At 60.6% G+C, this 15,337-nt stretch carries 16 protein-coding genes; all 16 read left to right on the forward strand.

What is annotated here, in order from left to right:
- The first annotated feature begins 57 nt into the window (after window positions 1-57).
- The 16 genes from CAG46_RS25120 to CAG46_RS25205 all read left to right on the forward strand — a co-directional run bounded on the left by CAG46_RS25120 (window position 58) and on the right by CAG46_RS25205 (window position 15,155).
- The gene (locus CAG46_RS25120; RefSeq protein WP_085618852.1) at window positions 58-375 is read left to right on the forward strand and encodes a hypothetical protein; all 318 of its coding nucleotides are present in this window, start codon (window positions 58-60) and stop codon (window positions 373-375) included.
- Window positions 362-1,744 (forward strand): hypothetical protein, encoded by a 1,383-nt coding sequence (locus CAG46_RS25125; RefSeq protein ID WP_085618854.1) that lies wholly within the window; start codon window positions 362-364, stop codon window positions 1,742-1,744. The genes CAG46_RS25120 and CAG46_RS25125 overlap by 14 nt, the downstream gene beginning before the upstream one ends.
- Window positions 1,741-2,364 carry a hypothetical protein gene (locus CAG46_RS25130; protein WP_143493516.1) on the forward strand — a complete coding sequence of 208 codons (624 nt, stop codon included), beginning with the start codon at window positions 1,741-1,743 and terminating at the stop codon, window positions 2,362-2,364. The genes CAG46_RS25125 and CAG46_RS25130 overlap by 4 nt, the downstream gene beginning before the upstream one ends.
- Before the next feature lie 58 nt (window positions 2,365-2,422).
- Complete coding sequence (locus CAG46_RS25135) at window positions 2,423-5,728, forward strand: hypothetical protein (RefSeq protein WP_143493517.1); 3,306 nt, start codon at window positions 2,423-2,425, stop codon at window positions 5,726-5,728.
- Complete coding sequence (locus CAG46_RS25140) at window positions 5,729-6,175, forward strand: hypothetical protein (protein ID WP_085618860.1); 447 nt, start codon at window positions 5,729-5,731, stop codon at window positions 6,173-6,175.
- An 11-nt stretch (window positions 6,176-6,186) separates the two neighbouring features.
- Window positions 6,187-6,738, forward strand: a complete 552-nt coding sequence (locus tag CAG46_RS25145) for a hypothetical protein (protein ID WP_085618862.1) — start codon at window positions 6,187-6,189, stop codon at window positions 6,736-6,738.
- An 85-nt stretch (window positions 6,739-6,823) separates the two neighbouring features.
- On the forward strand, window positions 6,824-7,585 hold the full coding sequence (locus CAG46_RS25150; RefSeq protein WP_085618864.1) for a hypothetical protein: 762 nt from the start codon (window positions 6,824-6,826) through the stop codon (window positions 7,583-7,585).
- Window positions 7,566-8,465, forward strand: coding sequence for a hypothetical protein (locus tag CAG46_RS25155; RefSeq protein ID WP_085618866.1), 900 nt, complete (start codon window positions 7,566-7,568; stop codon window positions 8,463-8,465). Before CAG46_RS25150 ends, CAG46_RS25155 begins: the two co-directional genes overlap by 20 nt.
- Window positions 8,455-8,997: a hypothetical protein gene (locus CAG46_RS25160; protein ID WP_143493518.1), complete on the forward strand. Its 543-nt coding sequence runs from the start codon at window positions 8,455-8,457 to the stop codon at window positions 8,995-8,997. Before CAG46_RS25155 ends, CAG46_RS25160 begins: the two co-directional genes overlap by 11 nt.
- A gap of 78 nt (window positions 8,998-9,075) precedes the next feature.
- Window positions 9,076-10,308, forward strand: a complete 1,233-nt coding sequence (locus CAG46_RS25165) for a hypothetical protein (RefSeq protein WP_085618870.1) — start codon at window positions 9,076-9,078, stop codon at window positions 10,306-10,308.
- A gap of 329 nt (window positions 10,309-10,637) precedes the next feature.
- Window positions 10,638-11,003, forward strand: a complete 366-nt coding sequence (locus tag CAG46_RS25175) for a hypothetical protein (protein WP_085618874.1) — start codon at window positions 10,638-10,640, stop codon at window positions 11,001-11,003.
- Window positions 10,996-11,241 (forward strand): hypothetical protein, encoded by a 246-nt coding sequence (locus CAG46_RS25180; protein WP_085618876.1) that lies wholly within the window; start codon window positions 10,996-10,998, stop codon window positions 11,239-11,241. Before CAG46_RS25175 ends, CAG46_RS25180 begins: the two co-directional genes overlap by 8 nt.
- Complete coding sequence (locus CAG46_RS25185; RefSeq protein WP_085618878.1) at window positions 11,238-11,771, forward strand: hypothetical protein; 534 nt, start codon at window positions 11,238-11,240, stop codon at window positions 11,769-11,771. Before CAG46_RS25180 ends, CAG46_RS25185 begins: the two co-directional genes overlap by 4 nt.
- Window positions 11,772-12,592: 821 nt before the next feature.
- Window positions 12,593-12,970, forward strand: coding sequence for a hypothetical protein (locus CAG46_RS25195; RefSeq protein WP_085618883.1), 378 nt, complete (start codon window positions 12,593-12,595; stop codon window positions 12,968-12,970).
- Window positions 12,967-14,715 carry a DEAD/DEAH box helicase gene (locus CAG46_RS25200; RefSeq protein WP_085618885.1) on the forward strand — a complete coding sequence of 583 codons (1,749 nt, stop codon included), beginning with the start codon at window positions 12,967-12,969 and terminating at the stop codon, window positions 14,713-14,715. Before CAG46_RS25195 ends, CAG46_RS25200 begins: the two co-directional genes overlap by 4 nt.
- A complete protein-coding gene (locus CAG46_RS25205; protein WP_085618887.1) occupies window positions 14,712-15,155 on the forward strand; it encodes a hypothetical protein in 444 nt (147 codons plus the stop codon). The genes CAG46_RS25200 and CAG46_RS25205 overlap by 4 nt, the downstream gene beginning before the upstream one ends.
- Window positions 15,156-15,337: the final 182 nt, after the last annotated feature.

The following is a 15,337-nucleotide window of genomic DNA, read 5'->3' on the forward strand; positions in this document are numbered from 1 at the left end:
GCAGGGAGCCCCGGCAACCTGGGCCATGATGGGTGCAAAGCATTGTGAGCACCCACCATGGCCGAGCCCCTAAACACCGAGCTGCTGTTTCGCATGATCGCGCACTGGTGGCGGACCAAGCCGAACACCTATTACGGCAGCACCTACGGCAACCCTGCCGACGACCTGCTGCAAAAGCCCCTGAGTACGTCCCTCGGGGACTGGTACCTGGCCAAGATGATTGAGGACATCCCCGTGCTGGGAGCACTGCCGGCAGGGATGCTCAATCTGTACGTGACCCAAGAGGGCGTCGACATCAAGGACGTTCACATCGAAGTAGCAGGCCAATCGATCCAGCTTTCCGATCTATCCGAGGTATCCCGTGGCAATTACTAAGGACCAGTTCATTCAGGATGCCGTCAACGAAATCGCCAATTACCCAGACCTGGCGCGGCGATTCCAGATTGGCGACCCCCTTATCAAGATGCACCTGGCGGCGATGGGCGCCATGCTCAGTGACCTTTCATCGCAAGTAGAACTGACCACGGGTGAGGTGTATTTGAAGGCCCGCGACGTCACTGTATTGGCGGACGCTGCGGTTAAGGGCGTGCTTCCCTATGGTGTCCCATGCGTTGCGAGCATCACCGTCACCAATACCGGTACCGCAAAGCTCAACATCATTGCCGGGCGGGTGCTCCGCGACCAGAACGGGCGCTTATGGCAGGTGACAACCGGCGCTTCGATCGCGGTGAATGCCACGGGCACGATCGTCGCACGCCAGGTGGCGCAGCGGACGATCACTCACACCGTCATGCAAAACCAGCCGTTCTATGTGGTGACGGTGCCAGAGCCTGATATCGGCCACATTGCTGAAGTGCTGGTCGAAGGCTGGGAGTACACCCCTGAATTCTGCAACGTCCAGGACGGTGACCAGATCTACCATATCCAGTCGAACGAGTTCCTAGAGCTGGGCCTTGTGTTCGGGGTAGACGGACTCGCCGGCAAGCAGCCCGACATGGGGCTTCAGCTGAAAATCTCAATTTACGACACAGAGGGCGACATCGATCCGAGCGCGGGGATGGCCTTCTACTTTGAATATGGCGCTGCCACCGAAAAGGCGACCATGGAGCTGACCGAAATCAGCCAGGTCGGCGAGGCGCCCATGAGCCTCACGACCATGCGGGAAGTGTGTACTTACCCTGGCATCTACAGCGAGAACGCTGTTTTCCGCTCCAACTTCGACTTCCTGGTGCGTAAACACCTGGGCGCCGTAGTCTTCCTGAACGTCTGGAACGAACTGAAGGAAGAGGAAGTTCGGGGGGCCAACATTGCGAACATGAACCGCCTGTTTGTCTCCGTACTCAAGAACGGCGTAACCAAGGCCGTGCTCGAAGCGAAGGTGCGGGCCATCATCAAGGCCGCAGACGACAGCTACCGGGTCAACTTCGTGGATGTGGTCGAGAAGCCGATTTCGCTGAAACTCACGCTCTATGTGCCGTCGACCTACGACGTAGCAGCAGTTATCCAATCGGTGCGCGAGGTGCTGCTGGCCAACTATGGGCGTGATTCTTCGTGGGCCAAGCGCGGGGAGGCGAAGATCCTGCGCAAGGATATTTACGACCTGCTGCGCAAGAGTATTCCAGCACTGACGCAGCGGATCGCTGACATTACTGTGGACTCGGTTGGCAGTACCGAAAACGACCTGCCCGAATACTTCCGATATGTGACTGAGGCAAGCCTTACCGTATTGGCCGAGGGCGCATGATGGAACTGAAACCGTTACAGCAGAGCGCAGAATTCGACAACCTCGAAGCCCAGTTCAAGGCCTTGTTCCTGAGCCTGTACAGAAAGCGCCTGGGCGGGCAGGTTGATGAAGCGGCATCGCTGGGCATGCCTCACCTGGGCCCAGACTCGCTGATCAGCCGAGAGCTGAACAACGACGGTCTGGCGCTGATGAGCAACACGACGGATGCCAGGACCAGAATGCTGTTCAAGGCCTGGCGCTACCTCAACCCACAGCGCGGCACCGCATTCCTGCAAATCTACCTGACCGCGCTTTTTGGCAGCGTCTTCTCTGTGGACCAGCTGTGGTGCCCGAAGAACGGCATCTATCCGGTGGACGCGATCAGCGAAACGGAGGTGCAGACGCTGGGTCACTCCCTGGACAACTACTTCCTGACCAGCCGATTGCGCGTTGATATCGACACCTTGATCGTACCCACGCGGGTATTGATGGCCGCCCGGACGGCGGTACCAGCCCGGATTGTCCTGGAGATTCGCGTGGCCAAGCGCGTGCGCTTCAACCTGGGCGTGGGTATTGCCGCATCTTCTGCCAAAGTCGGGCGCACGCCTTTCCGTCGAAGCATGCAAACCCACCTCCTGTAGCCCTTTTTGCGGCTCGTACCATTCAGCCAAACGCACGTATGCACGCATTGAGGGCTGTATGGCTACTATCGGAACGATCTCGCCCGTATTGACACTGGCCGGCAAACAGGCAATGGCCGCCTCCGGGTCCGGGGTCGCTCTCAAAATTGATGGGGTGACCTTCGGCAAGGGCTTATACAAGCCCACCGGCAACGAGGTTGGCATGAAGTCGCAAGTCGGCGCCAAAGTCACGGTGCGTGCTGGCGCTCGACCAACCCCATATCAGCTGCGCATCATCAGCGTATGGAACGAGAACGTTGGCCAGGTCCCGATCACCGAAATCATTTGGTGGCAAGGCGCTGTTCCAGTCTTCGTGTGGGCGGTTGATAACGTCAATAACGCGCTGACGGTCAAGACTGACGGGGCGCCGTTCGTTCTCTTCAGCGATCTTGGTTTTGCCGACCAGGCGCCGAACAGCATCAGCTTTGTCATCGATCCGACCGAATCTGTGGCCCTGGCGGCGCTGCTGTCGCACGAAGTCGAATCGGAAGATCCGCACACCCAGTACCTGCCGTGGTCGCGCTTCCCTGACGCAATGTCGTATATGTGGGCCAAAACAGTCGCTGGCAGCGCCAACGCCATCGTGCTGACCATGGGAACGGGTGTCGACGTCCAAGAGTACCTGGTCGGCCAGACATTCCGCTTCCAGGCGGCCTTCAACAACACCGGGGCTGTGAGCGTGAACGTCAACGGCCTGGGAGCCAAGGCCTTCGTCAAGAATGCGGGCACGCCGCTGACTGCTGGTGACATCATCGAAGGGGCGGTCTACGACGCGATCTTCGACGGTACCCGTTTCAAGCTGGCGAGCCAGGCCGGCGCCATCACGCTCAACAACACGTTGACTTCGGCCAGTACCACCGAAGCCCTCACCGCGGCTATGGGCAAGAAGCTCAATGACGAAAAGCTGGCCCTGGATGCCGCTAGCGTGGCCCTGAAGCTCGGTGGAGTAACGTACCTGACCGTCACCGCAGCGCTGATGAACCTTGGTGCCGGGATTGAGGCAGTCAGGATCAAAGGTTTTGACGTCTGGCACGCCGGCAACCAGCTGGCGCTGGGCACCACCGGGGCCACCGGGCGTACTGCGCTGGGGCTCGGTACCCTGTCCACCCAGAACGCGGACAATGTGAACATTCAGGCCGGTGTGGTTAAAGCCGCATTGACGCACTCCCACGGCTATTTCGTCATGGCGCCCTTCAGCGATGTTTATGACGATGGCTCTCTGTTACGCATGTACTGGAATGGCCTCACCGAGTCGCTGGAACTCCGCAACACCGATGGCGGTTATGTCACGATCAGCGCCAACTACTTCGCCGGCGACGGCAGCAAGCTACGCAACCTCAATGGTTCCTATATCACCGCCGGCCTGATTGCCGCCGAGCGGCTGAACCTGCTGAACATCGGTACCACCGCAGCCACCGCGCGTGCCGCCCTAATGCTGGGTGCTGCGGCCATGCTGGGCGTGCAACTGAGCACTGCGGACGAAACAGCCGGGGTACTGATGCTCAACGGCGCGCATGGCCTGGGATCAACTTCGCCGCGCTCTATTACTCTTGCCGACACCACCACGCCAATTGGGCACTACCGTGTGCTTCAGGCCGACCCCGACAACCCGTTCGGCACCAACTGCACGGTGGAGATTGAGCGCTTCCACGCGAATGGCGGGATCAAACAGACCGTCACCAACGTGTATGTCCCCAGCAGCAACCGGCAGGCCTATCGCACCTGGAATGGCGTGTCCTGGACGGGCTGGATCGAAATCTTCACCAGCCTCAACTCGCTGGCGCTGGGCACCACTCCATCGTCTGCCCGTGCTGCGTTGGAACTGGGCACCATGGCCACCCAGAACGCAGATGCGGTGAACGTAACCGGCGGCACGGTCACAGCCGTCCTCAACCACAAGTCCGGCTACATGACGTTCGCGCCTTTCGACGCGGCGCGCGACGACGGCTCGGTTATGCGCGCCTACTTCGACGGCAATACCGGGCGGCTGATCTTCTTCAAGTCGGCAGGAGGCAGCGGGCCGACGGCTGCAACCATTGCGGCAACAGCATTTGCAGGCGACGGTAGCTTGCTGACCGGGTTGAATGGCTCACAGATCCTCACGGGCATCATTGCCGCGGCGCGCCTGGGCATTTTGAACATCGGTACCACTCCAGCAACCGCGCGCCAGGCGCTAGAGCTGGGGTTGGCGGCGCTGGCAGACCTCACCACCAGTGCAACAGACGGCACTGCTGGTCGCGTTACCCGGGTTGGCGATTTCGGCCTGGGCGCCGCTACTTCGCCGGTTATCAGTGACGTAGAACAGGCGGACCTGCGCACTGGCTTTTACGAAACCGGGAACGCTTATGCCAACCCGCCAGCGCCTGACTTGACCAGCTATGGTGATGGAATCCTGAACATTGCCCGCTCCGGCGGGGCGTTCTATCGCCTGTTCTTCAGCCGCACGGCTCATAGGCTGTTTTTAATTCGCCTCGGCGCCACTGGCGGCTCGCCAACGCGCAGCGAACTGTGGCACTCCCTGAACCAGCTGGCGCTCGGCACCACGCCGAGCACGGCCCGGGCTGCCCTGGATCTAGGTTCGATGGCCACTCAGAACGCTGACGCAGTAAACGTCAGCGGCGGTCAGGTGAAGGCGCAGCTAAGCCACTCTGGCGGCTACCTCACCATGCTGCCCTTCAGTTCTGTCTTTGACGACGGATCGACGCTGCAAATGTACTGGAACGGTACCGCAGCCACCTTGTCGTTGCGTAACAGTGCTGGCGGTTACGTCACCATCGGAGCCAACTACTTCGCCGGCGACGGCAGCAAGCTGAGCAACTTGAACGGCTCCCAGGTCACCACCGGCACCATTGCCGCTGCCCGCCTGGGCCTATTGAACATCGGCACTACCCCAGCCACTGCGCGCACGGCCCTGGAACTGGGTACCCTGGCCACCCAGAACTATGGGGCGGTCACCATCACCGGGGGCACGATCACCGGTACCTTCGCGCTCCACACCACGGGGAACGCCGGCAGCGCTACCAAGTTGGCCACCCCTCGCAATATCAACGGCGTTGCCTTCGACGGCACCGCAAACATCACCGTCACCATCACCTCTGCGCAGGCCGGCGTGGCGATTTCCGGGCAAGGCGCCGGCACCCTCGGAACCTACTCATTCATGCGCAACCAGACTGGCGCACTCATCAACATTGGAGACGAAATACCGGGCTCGAGCCTGCGCTACAGCGGTAGTAATACCCCGTCGGCCACTGTACCGCCTGGCACCTGGCGCTGCATGTCCTACGCCTACCCGAACGAGTCCGGCCTTTTCATGAGGATCGCGTAATTGGAAACCCAGATTGAAGTCCGTGCACCAGCGTTCAACGAAGTGGGCACCATCGATTGCGAGCTGAATCACCCAGACTTGGGCTGGATCAAGTTCACCGCGTCCCCTGATGACTGTGAGCCGATGGGCCGTGAGGTGCATGCCGCGCTGCTGGCTGGCGCCGCTGGCGCTATCAAGGCCTACGACCCTACCATCGCGCCGCGCTTCGTCCCGTCGACTATCACTCGGCGCCAGGCCCTGCTGGCGCTCCTGGACATCGGGATGCTGGACGACCTCGAGGCCGCCATTGCCAGCATCGAAAGCGCGATCGACAAGCGCAAGGCCCAGATCGAATACGACACCGCGGAATGGTCGCGACAGAACACCTGGTTGAAGGCCATCACCAGCGAAATCGGCATGACCCCCAGTGGCCTGGATGACCTCTTTATCAACGCCTCAACCCTGTAGGAACGATCCCCATGAGCAACCTGAATACCTGCATCGCCTTCGTCAACGGCCAGTGGGCCCGTTTCAAGACTGTAGAAGAACTGCTCGAAGCCATCCGAAATGCTGGCGATACCGTCGTACCTGGTGGCGATGCCGGTCTGAGCGATAAGGAATGCGCCGTGCTCCAGCGCGCAATCCTCACCCAAGGTGAGAGCGTAACCCTCGATATCCAGCGCATCGGCGCCGAAGCCTCGGGCTTCACCAACCTGAAGATCTACGACCACGAAGGCCTGATCGTGGATGCCGACACCCTGCGCGAGCGCGGCGTCGACCTGTCCACCTGTGCGGAAGTGATCATGGTGGAAAACCAGTGGATTCCGGTGGCCTTCATCCAGGAGAACATGGACCAGAACGTGCTGGCGCAGCTGGACGGCCTCTATTGGCCTGGCCCGCTCATGCACACCCAGCTGTACAAGCTGCTGCACCGGGCCATGAAAGGCGAAGCCATCAGCTTCCTGGAACTCAAGCAAGCCGCCGACCAGGCAAAGCTGGCTCAGGATGCTGGAGAGCCTGAGCCGGTATAAGTGCCGCAAGAGCCGGCGGATAACACATACGCTCTTCCAGGGGCGGGGGCAGCTCGGTTACGGGCTGTCCTTTTTTGGGGGTGTAATGACTCAACTCAACGGAAGTTTCATCCAGCAGAAAGAGGCCTTCGGCTGGTACATGCTCAAGTGGTTCCAGGGTTTGTACGCCGATACTCCGGCGCTGAAAGAATTCAAAGCCCGCCCACCAGCCCAGGCCATGCAATGGGCACCGTCTCGCATGATCGACCAGGCCGAGGCGATGCTGGCGCAGTACCGGAAGAACGAGAACGGGCCCAAGGCTGCAACGTCCAAGCTGCCGATCGTCATTCTGGCCACGGACGATGATTTCTTGGGTACCGGCCCGGACTGGGGCGGTCAGCACACCGGCTTCAAGCGTATCCAGATCCTGGACGGCGGTTCCTGGTACGACCATCGCCAAGACATGCACGACCGCCGGATTCAGGTCGTCATCTTCGCCAGTGACCCGGATACGGCAAAATCCATGGCCGCCCAGCTGAGCGCCTACATGCAGGAGCCCCAGCACCGATACTTCGATGCCATGTACCAGTTCGGGCAATACAAGGTGCCATCGCCAATGCAGCTGGAAACCAAGCGCATTGACTGGATGCGGGTAAACCACGACCTCAAAAACATCAAAATCCTGGCTGGCGATGTCGCGCTCAAGTGCATTGTCCCAGTATTCCGCGCCCCGGGCGAAGGTGAGCAGAACGACGGTTCGGACAACATTCCGCCGGGTTACCCGGTAGTCAGGAAGGTCCATGCACAGCAAAGCTCCGGTCCCGACCCTGAGCACATGGTGAAGCACGTTGAACGTATTTCTGAGTGAGCGGGGCGACCAGATACCCACGGATGTGGTTATCCGATGGGTTAACCGCTCGGACCTGACGCCGATCCCACGAAACCTGGAGTTCACTGTAAAGCTAATCAATGGCGTTGAAGAGCGCCTGAAGAAGGGCGTCACGGTGTGGTCTGGCCGGGAAAACCTGGCGTACAAGATCGTCAAGACAATGCGCGATCCTCCCACTGGACAGGTCCAGGGGCGTGATCAGCAGCAGTCCATGAGCGTAACCGCCCTCCTGGAAAGCTGTGCCCCGCTGGCCGAACCTTTGGCCAAGGCAGTGGTGCTGCGTGATGCGGCACTATCGAACGTGCTGCGCAGTTGTGGCGCCTACATGCGCATCGGGAGCGACTTTAACGTGCCGCGGTTCACCTGTTTCCGCGGCAAGCAGCCAAGCTACAGCCTGGCGACCGTGCTACAGGAAGAAGGCGCGGTTCTGGTGATGAGCGGCGGGCAGCTACAGGCCATGCGTCTCACTGACCTGGCACGCCAGACCCCAGTCGATACCATTGGCCAGGTCGACAGCAGCGCGAAGATAGACAGCGAATTTTTAGAGCGCCAGCACGTTCCCAGCTGGTACACAGTCGACGACTCCGGCGCGATCGTCGCCGGGCCGATGGGTGATTCGCGGGTTGTGCAGTTCATGCCGCGGGGAGACAGGCACCAGCTGCGTAACTCGTCGTGCGTCCTGGTGCGCACCAAAATTGTCGACTCGCAACAGTGCCAGCAGATCCAGGCCGGCCAGGTGGTGAATGTGGCTGGGGAGAACCTGGTGGTGATGACTGCCGCCCACGCCGCGGTGCAGAAGACTGGAGCCATGGAGAGCAGCAGCCGTTTGTGGCTGGGGAGTTTGGTCAATGCTACCTAGCCTTGTACCGGCCTTTGTCCGGGCGGTAGATCGTGGCCGGCGCGAGATCCGCGTAGAGATTCCACCCTTTACCGATGGCGCCAACGATTGGCCCGTTGCCGAAATGTGCTACCCGATCGGGGATGATTCATCCAACACAGAAATCCGGGTGGTAGTCGGCATGCCCGTGTGGGTGGCGTTCCGCGGTGGTGATGAACGCTATCCCATTATCATGGGCCATCGCCCCGTAAATATGGGCAACGAGGTTGGCACCAGACGCTGGAACCACGACAACATCGAACACAACTCCGACACGAAGCATGCCATCAACGCCGGCCAGGAAGTGGTCATTGAAGCGGGAGCGGCAATCACTCTGGTGGTAGGTGGCACCTCGCTCAAACTGACCGAAGCCAGCATTGCAGCCATTGCGCAAGCTCACACCATCGAGGGCCCGGTCACCCAAACCGGGGGCGACATGACCAGCGATGATATTAGCGTGCAGCACCACAAACACCCAACCGCTGCGCTTGGCACGCCAAGCGAGCCAATGTGATCCAGGGAGGCAAACCTCGCCCAGGAAGGGCTCGCCCCGCACGCACAATGGACCCCAAACCAATCTCAGGGGTCCACCGTGCCGCAAACCAACGCTCTCGACTTTTCCACCCAGGCTGGCGCCGACACCGCGCTCAAGCAGGTCAGCCAGTTGCTGGGCCGAGCCGGCCAGACCGTCGTTTCCACCGAATTCAGCCCCAAGCCACGCCGGTCCTCGGATACCACCTACCGCGAGGCGCTGCTGGTCTTGGCCAGCGGCCAGACTATCGCCCTGCGCGTGAATAGCACCGGCGACATCTACCAGGTGTTGCTGAATGGCTCGGTGAAGCCGCTCAAGGAACACACCGACACGGCCAAGGCCGTGGCCGAGATTGCAGCCATGGCAGAGAAGAACCAGGCCGCCTTCCAGAAGGCCCAGGCCCGCAAAGCCGTGGCGCTTCCCAAGGGTATGAGCACACCGAAACCCAAGCAGGTCGATGTGCTCACCCAGCAGATTGCCGACCTGGATGCGCAGATCGGTACCAAGCAGGCCACCATTGCCGAATTGAAGGCCAAGCTGGAGGGAGGCGCGATGACCGATTCCATCCCGCGAGAGCTGGCTGACCCGAACTGCGCAGCGCGGGAAGTGCTGATGCAGCTGGCGAAGGCCGACGGTAACGCCCTCGAGGATGGCCAGGTAGCAAGCAAGGCTGGCCGCAACGTCCTGATTGAGCTTGGGATGGTCGACCGCTACACCGAACAGGGTGAGAACGTCCTGAGCGACAAGGGCCGTGCCTGTGCCGCCATGCTTGATGCCGTTGTCCGCGAAGAACCTCCGGCAGCCGCGGAGCCTAACGCGCATGAGGCCCCGGGGGTTCTTCCTTTCGCCAGTGCCTATGTTGCTGCTACCGAACTGGCTGCGGCCACGGGGACCATGCTGGACAGCGCCACGGCCTCTACCGAAGGCGCAAAGGCATACCTGCAAATCGGGCTTCAGATCGTGGAGCACAACGCTCCAATTAGCCTGGAGAGCGGCGATATCGCCCAAATGCGCCACCAGGTGCGCATGGCCGAATCGTTCCGGGCTGCTCTGGCCATGCTGGACAAAGCCGGCACCCGGCAGATGGATGATCAGGCGCTGGAGCAACTGGTGGCCATCGCCAAGGCGGATGCCGCGACCGAGGACGAAATTCAGGACCAAGACGCACTGGCGACCCTGCTGGCGCTGTCCATGGTGGATGTGGCCGAGGGTATCTACTTTCTCACCGAGGAAGGACGGCAGCACCTGAATGCGAACGGGATGGACGCCTACGGTGAGCCCTTCAACGAGTGAGGGGGCCGACAAGCAAAAAAGACTATCGAAAACATTATAAAATTGTTGTTTAATTGCCGGGTAAATGTCCGGGGATATTTTTATGCAATCGCGTCAAATGGAATGTGACCGTTTCAACTTGCTGGGATCGATCGGGGGTGCCCGATGATCCTGGCCGGCGTTCAAGTCGATGAGCGCGCCATGCTCGCATCTGCAATGCGCAATATGCGCCCCATCCGAACCCCCACCATGCGCTGGGCCTTGGTCCGCGATTACTTCTCCATCGGCTCAACTCAGGCCTACGCCCTGTGCCGCGAGTTTCGCCTTGACCCTGAGGAAAGGCTGAAGCCATGAGCCAAGAAACCCTGTCCTACGTTCGCGCCTTAGTGCATCGGGCCCAGAACGAAGGCGCTCGCCGTATTGAGTTAAGTCTCAAGGACCTTGAGGAGCTGCTACCGCATGCCGAGGCAGGCCTGCGGCGAGAGCGCGTGGCGACGCCGATGAAGACCGCCGGCTGGGTAAGCCCCGGGGCGCTGCGCCGGCTGAACGGTAAGCGCAAAGGGGATCGAGCTATCAAGCTGCTCCGATTCAAAACCGACGAGTTCAACACCGAAGTTTTCTTCTGCGACAACCTGCGCGAGAAGGAACAGGAAGGCATCGCAGCTGGCCAGGCCAGGGAGGCAGCGAAAGCCGCCCAGGAGCGGGAAAGTGTTTGAATGGGACGGTTTTCTTTGGATCGTGCTGCTGGGGCTGCTGTGCGGCTACCTGAGCGGCGGAGCACTCGCCGGCACCCTGTGGTACAGACGCTGTGCGGACCTGGAAAAGAAGGCGCTTGCTGCATACCGGGAACTCCATGAAGCCGACTGCGCGTTGCAGGCAGCGCTTGACGAACTGGACAAGCTCGAGGGCCAGGTAGAGCAAATGGCGCAGCTGCTAGATGGGGAGAGGGCATGAGCGCTTGCGATCGTGATGCGTTCGAGGCCGCGTACCTGGCAGAGCAGCTGCGGCGCTGCGGTGAGGGCTTCCGCTCTACCGTGTTGCACCAACTGAGCGAGCGAAAGCCTGATGGCGATTACCTGCACTACCTCGACTCCATGGCTTGGACGATGTGGCAGGCCGCACGCCAGGCGCCGCTTGCTGACGATCAGCTGGCCGATGTCCTTCAGGGAATGCAGAAACTGAGTAGTGACCTGGGCGGTGCCCGCGGGCACTCCCACCTTGGGAAATGGGCCAGGGCAGCACGACTGAGCCTTGATGCAGGCTTTGAAGCAATCACTGCATTGTTCTTCGACCGCGCGAGCGTGCTGGCGCAGAACGAAGCCTTACACCCTGACGCTAAGGCCTACCGGTTTCTGCGTGACCAGGCGGTTAGCGCGCGTGCCAGCTGCGGTGACGTACCGATGGTGCGGCGCGGGCTGGGTGAAGTACTCCACGGCAAGGCGCTGGACCAGGCAGTGGCAAGCGCGCTGGAGAAGCACGGTTGAGCCTGGACCATTACACCGACCAGGCCTTGATAGACGAGCTGCTGAATCGGCGGCTCGAAAAGGAACGGGGTTGGGACAACGTCGAGTACTGCCACAACTGCGCCCGGTTTAAGCCCTGGACTCGCCGGGGCGAGCCTCCAGCTGATTACAACCCCTGTGGGCTTGGCCACAAGCTGCATTTCCGTATGCCTGAGGATTGGGAAGACCCGCATTGCGAACACGGCTTCTACAGGCGGATTTGCAGCGACAGAGCCGTGATTGAGCCGCCGGCACCTGGTCGGCGCCCACCGCCCGCGGTGCCCCCGCGAGGCCGACCAGGATGGGCGCAATCAGCCAAACCTAGCGACAAATCTTGATCCCCTCCCCCACGGCGCCCCTCGGCGCCGTTTCTGTATCTGTCTCACCCCTAAAAAACATTAGCGAAATACCTGTAAAAATCGCGCATAATGTCCGGGGATACTTTTTAGCGGCCTGACAGGCCATTTGGGGGGACTGTATGCACGGAAAGCGGGGCCTTGATCGCGCCAGCTATGACACTGATATCGAATTCGAGCGCGCAGTTGATGCTGCTGCCAGCCAGCTCGATGCGGGCGGGCAATTGCGGCTCATGCTTTCGCTCATGCGCGATTGCCGCGGCTGCGGTGCAGAGGTAGTGCCTGGCGGCGTTGAGATTCGGACCGCAGCCCAGCACCAGGTCAGCTGGCTGATCTGCAAAGCCTGTGAGCACAGAGTGCCGCTACTCCCGAGCTGCCAGGCGTCCTTGGGCAGAGTTGTGACTGTGTGGAATGAGACCCCGCTAACTATCGAAGCCGAGGTCGCCCATGTCTGAAGCCCGTCTGGCGCTGCGTGCGATCGCCAACCATTTGACCCGTTTTGCCTACCGCTACAGCAGCGAAGTCGCCTTGCACGAGTCGATGGCCAAGGTGCTGGAAGACAACGGCTTTGCCTTCACCCGTGAGTACGCCCTGGATGCTCGCAATCGCGTGGACTTCTGGGTGGATGGCATCGTGATCGAAGTGAAGGTCGACGGCTCCATGTCCGACGCCCTGCGCCAAGTAGACCGCTATATCAACCTGCCGCAAGTGACCGGTGTGATCCTCGCCGGCACGCCGCGGTGGGCGTCTCAGCCGCTGGTGGAAAAACCGGACTGGCAGAACAAACCCTTCGAAATGATCCGCCTGGTGAGGCAATACCTATGACTTTTGGTGCCGTCGACTTCAACGGGCGCAGCTGGTTCATCAGTTGTGAGCCGCAAGTGCGCTCCCGGCTCAAGCGTGTATTCCCCCGGATGGCGCAGCATGCGGCGGACACTCAGCAGTTGCTGGCCAGCGCCGAGAACAGCCGTGAGCTGTTGTGGTTCCTCCAGCGCTATCCCATGGATATGGCGGCGGAGGTACGCGCAAAACTCGAGGCCCTTGCAACTGAGCATGTGCAGATGGAAACGAGCCTGGCCGACCTGGTTGCCGGGCGCAGGGCCATCCCGCCATTTGAATTGGCAAAGCCTGCTCGTGAATATCAACGTGTTGCTGCGGCCCAACTGGAGATTCGGGGCGGTCTGTTGCTGGCGGATGATCTGGGCTTGGGCAAGACCGTCACCGGCATGTGCCCAATGGCGCTGCCGGCCAACCTACCAGCTGTGGTCGTGTATCCGGCGGCGCTGCCGAATCACTGGCCCGAGAAAATGGCTGAGTTCGCGCCTAACCTGCGGGTACACCATATCCGCTCAGGAAAGCCCTATCCGCTGACCAAGCAGCCCCGTCAACGCATCAAAGACCTGTGGGACACACTGCCTGACGTCATCTTGGTCAGTTACCACAAGTTGCGCGGCTGGGCCGAAGTTCTGGGCGAGATAGCACAGTACGTGGTATTCGAGGAATGCCAGCAGCTGCGCAACCCTGGCAGCGAAATCTACAGCGCCTGCCAGTATCTGGCCGCTCGTACACGCTTGCGCATGGGGCTCACTGCCACACCGATCTACAACTACGGCGGGGAGTTCTATCACGTTGTCAACGTGCTCCTACCTGATGCCCTGGGCGGTTACGACGAGTTCATACGGGAATGGTGCGTCAGCGGGTTTGGAGACAAGCCCAAGCTCGAGGACGCTGAGCTGTTTGGCAGCTACCTACGCCGCGAAGGAATCATGCTTCGCCGCACGCGGAAGGAAGTCGGGCGTGAGCTGCCGGCGCTGTCGAAGATTCCGCACGAAATCGAGGCCGATGCAAAGGTGCTGGAGAGCATCACCGGGAACGCGGTGGCGCTGGCCAAGACCATCATGGCCAAGAACGAAAGCTATCGCGGCGAGAAGATGAAGGCCGCAGGCGAATTGGACTTGCTGGTACGTCATGCAACCGGTGTGGCGAAAGCGCCGTATGTGGCGGAGTTCGTCAAGCTGCTGATCGAAAGCGGTGAGCAGGTAATGCTGTTTGGTTGGCACCGTGATGTGTACCAGATCTGGGCCGAGAAACTGGCCGAATATAACCCGTGTATGTACACCGGCAGCGAGTCCCCGGCGCAGAAGCAAGCAGCCAAAGAGGCCTTCATCCGCGGTGACAGCCGGGTAATGCTGATCAGCTTGCGCGCTGGCGCTGGCATCGACGGACTCCAGCATGTCTGTAGCACGGTGGTATTCGGTGAGCTGGATTGGTCGCCGGGCGTGCATGAGCAGTGCACGGGCCGTGTGCACCGTGACGGTCAACAGAACCCAGTGATGGCGTATTTCCTGATCTCCGACGAGGGTAGCGACCCGATCGTCTCGGATGTCCTGGGCGTAAAGCGCGAGCAGATCGAAGGGGTGCGCAATCCTCAAGACAACCTGCTTGAGCGGCTGGATACCGGCGGCAACAAGCTGCGCGACCTGGCAGCCAAGTTCCTCAAAGACAACAACGTCGTTGTGGCTGAGTCACCAGCCCCTACTCCCCTACGCGAACAGATGGAGCTTGCATGAAAGCCCTGAGCATACGTCAACCGTGGGCCTGGCTGATCACCAGGCCGGACCTGGTGAGCGCTGAAGAGCGTGCCGCCGCTGTGGCCGCTGGCCTGGTCAAAGACATCGAGAACCGTACCAGGCGTACCAACTTCCGTGGGCGCTTCCTGGTGGTGGCATCCAAGGGCATGACCTGGGACGAATACACAGACTGTGTGGCTTTCGCGCGATCGCGGGGTGTCGACCTGCCGCCCTTTGACGATCTTGCCCGGGGCGGCATTGTGGGCGCGGTTGAGCTTGTCGACTGTCTGCCTTTCAGCCCATCGCCTTGGTACATGGGCTATGTCGCCCTGGTGCTGCGCGATGCAGTGCCGTTGCCTTTCACCCCGCTGAAGGGGCAACTGGGCTTCTACGACGTCCCCTTCACCGAATCTGAACTGCTGGAAGCTGCCGCACCATGAGCACCCCAATCTACTGCCGTACCACCGGCCAGCAAGTCCTGGTCTGCCGTTGCTCTCGCTGCCATCCATACGGGCCGCCAGGGTGCCGCACACAAAAATCGGTGGGTAAATGACGTTTTATTAGTTTTAGAAACGTTTTAAATATAGTTTTGGGCAATGTGCATAAGTGGCTCAACGCCATG

The organism is Pseudomonas sp. B23(2017), assembly GCF_002113725.1.
GTDB lineage: Bacteria > Pseudomonadota > Gammaproteobacteria > Pseudomonadales > Pseudomonadaceae > Aquipseudomonas > Aquipseudomonas putida_Z.

What these genes read in the sequence shown, in the direction of transcription:
- CAG46_RS25120 (WP_085618852.1), top strand. Translation starts at nt 58, where the DNA reads ATGGCCGAGCCCCTAAACACCGAGCTGCTGTTTCGCATGATCGCGCAC.
- CAG46_RS25130 (WP_143493516.1), top strand. Translation starts at nt 1,741, where the DNA reads ATGATGGAACTGAAACCGTTACAGCAGAGCGCAGAATTCGACAACCTC.
- CAG46_RS25135 (WP_143493517.1), top strand. Translation starts at nt 2,423, where the DNA reads ATGGCTACTATCGGAACGATCTCGCCCGTATTGACACTGGCCGGCAAA.
- CAG46_RS25145 (WP_085618862.1), top strand. Translation starts at nt 6,187, where the DNA reads ATGAGCAACCTGAATACCTGCATCGCCTTCGTCAACGGCCAGTGGGCC.
- CAG46_RS25150 (WP_085618864.1), top strand. Translation starts at nt 6,824, where the DNA reads ATGACTCAACTCAACGGAAGTTTCATCCAGCAGAAAGAGGCCTTCGGC.
- CAG46_RS25160 (WP_143493518.1), top strand. Translation starts at nt 8,455, where the DNA reads ATGCTACCTAGCCTTGTACCGGCCTTTGTCCGGGCGGTAGATCGTGGC.
- CAG46_RS25175 (WP_085618874.1), top strand. Translation starts at nt 10,638, where the DNA reads ATGAGCCAAGAAACCCTGTCCTACGTTCGCGCCTTAGTGCATCGGGCC.
- CAG46_RS25185 (WP_085618878.1), top strand. Translation starts at nt 11,238, where the DNA reads ATGAGCGCTTGCGATCGTGATGCGTTCGAGGCCGCGTACCTGGCAGAG.
- CAG46_RS25195 (WP_085618883.1), top strand. Translation starts at nt 12,593, where the DNA reads ATGTCTGAAGCCCGTCTGGCGCTGCGTGCGATCGCCAACCATTTGACC.
- CAG46_RS25200 (WP_085618885.1), top strand. Translation starts at nt 12,967, where the DNA reads ATGACTTTTGGTGCCGTCGACTTCAACGGGCGCAGCTGGTTCATCAGT.
- CAG46_RS25205 (WP_085618887.1), top strand. Translation starts at nt 14,712, where the DNA reads ATGAAAGCCCTGAGCATACGTCAACCGTGGGCCTGGCTGATCACCAGG.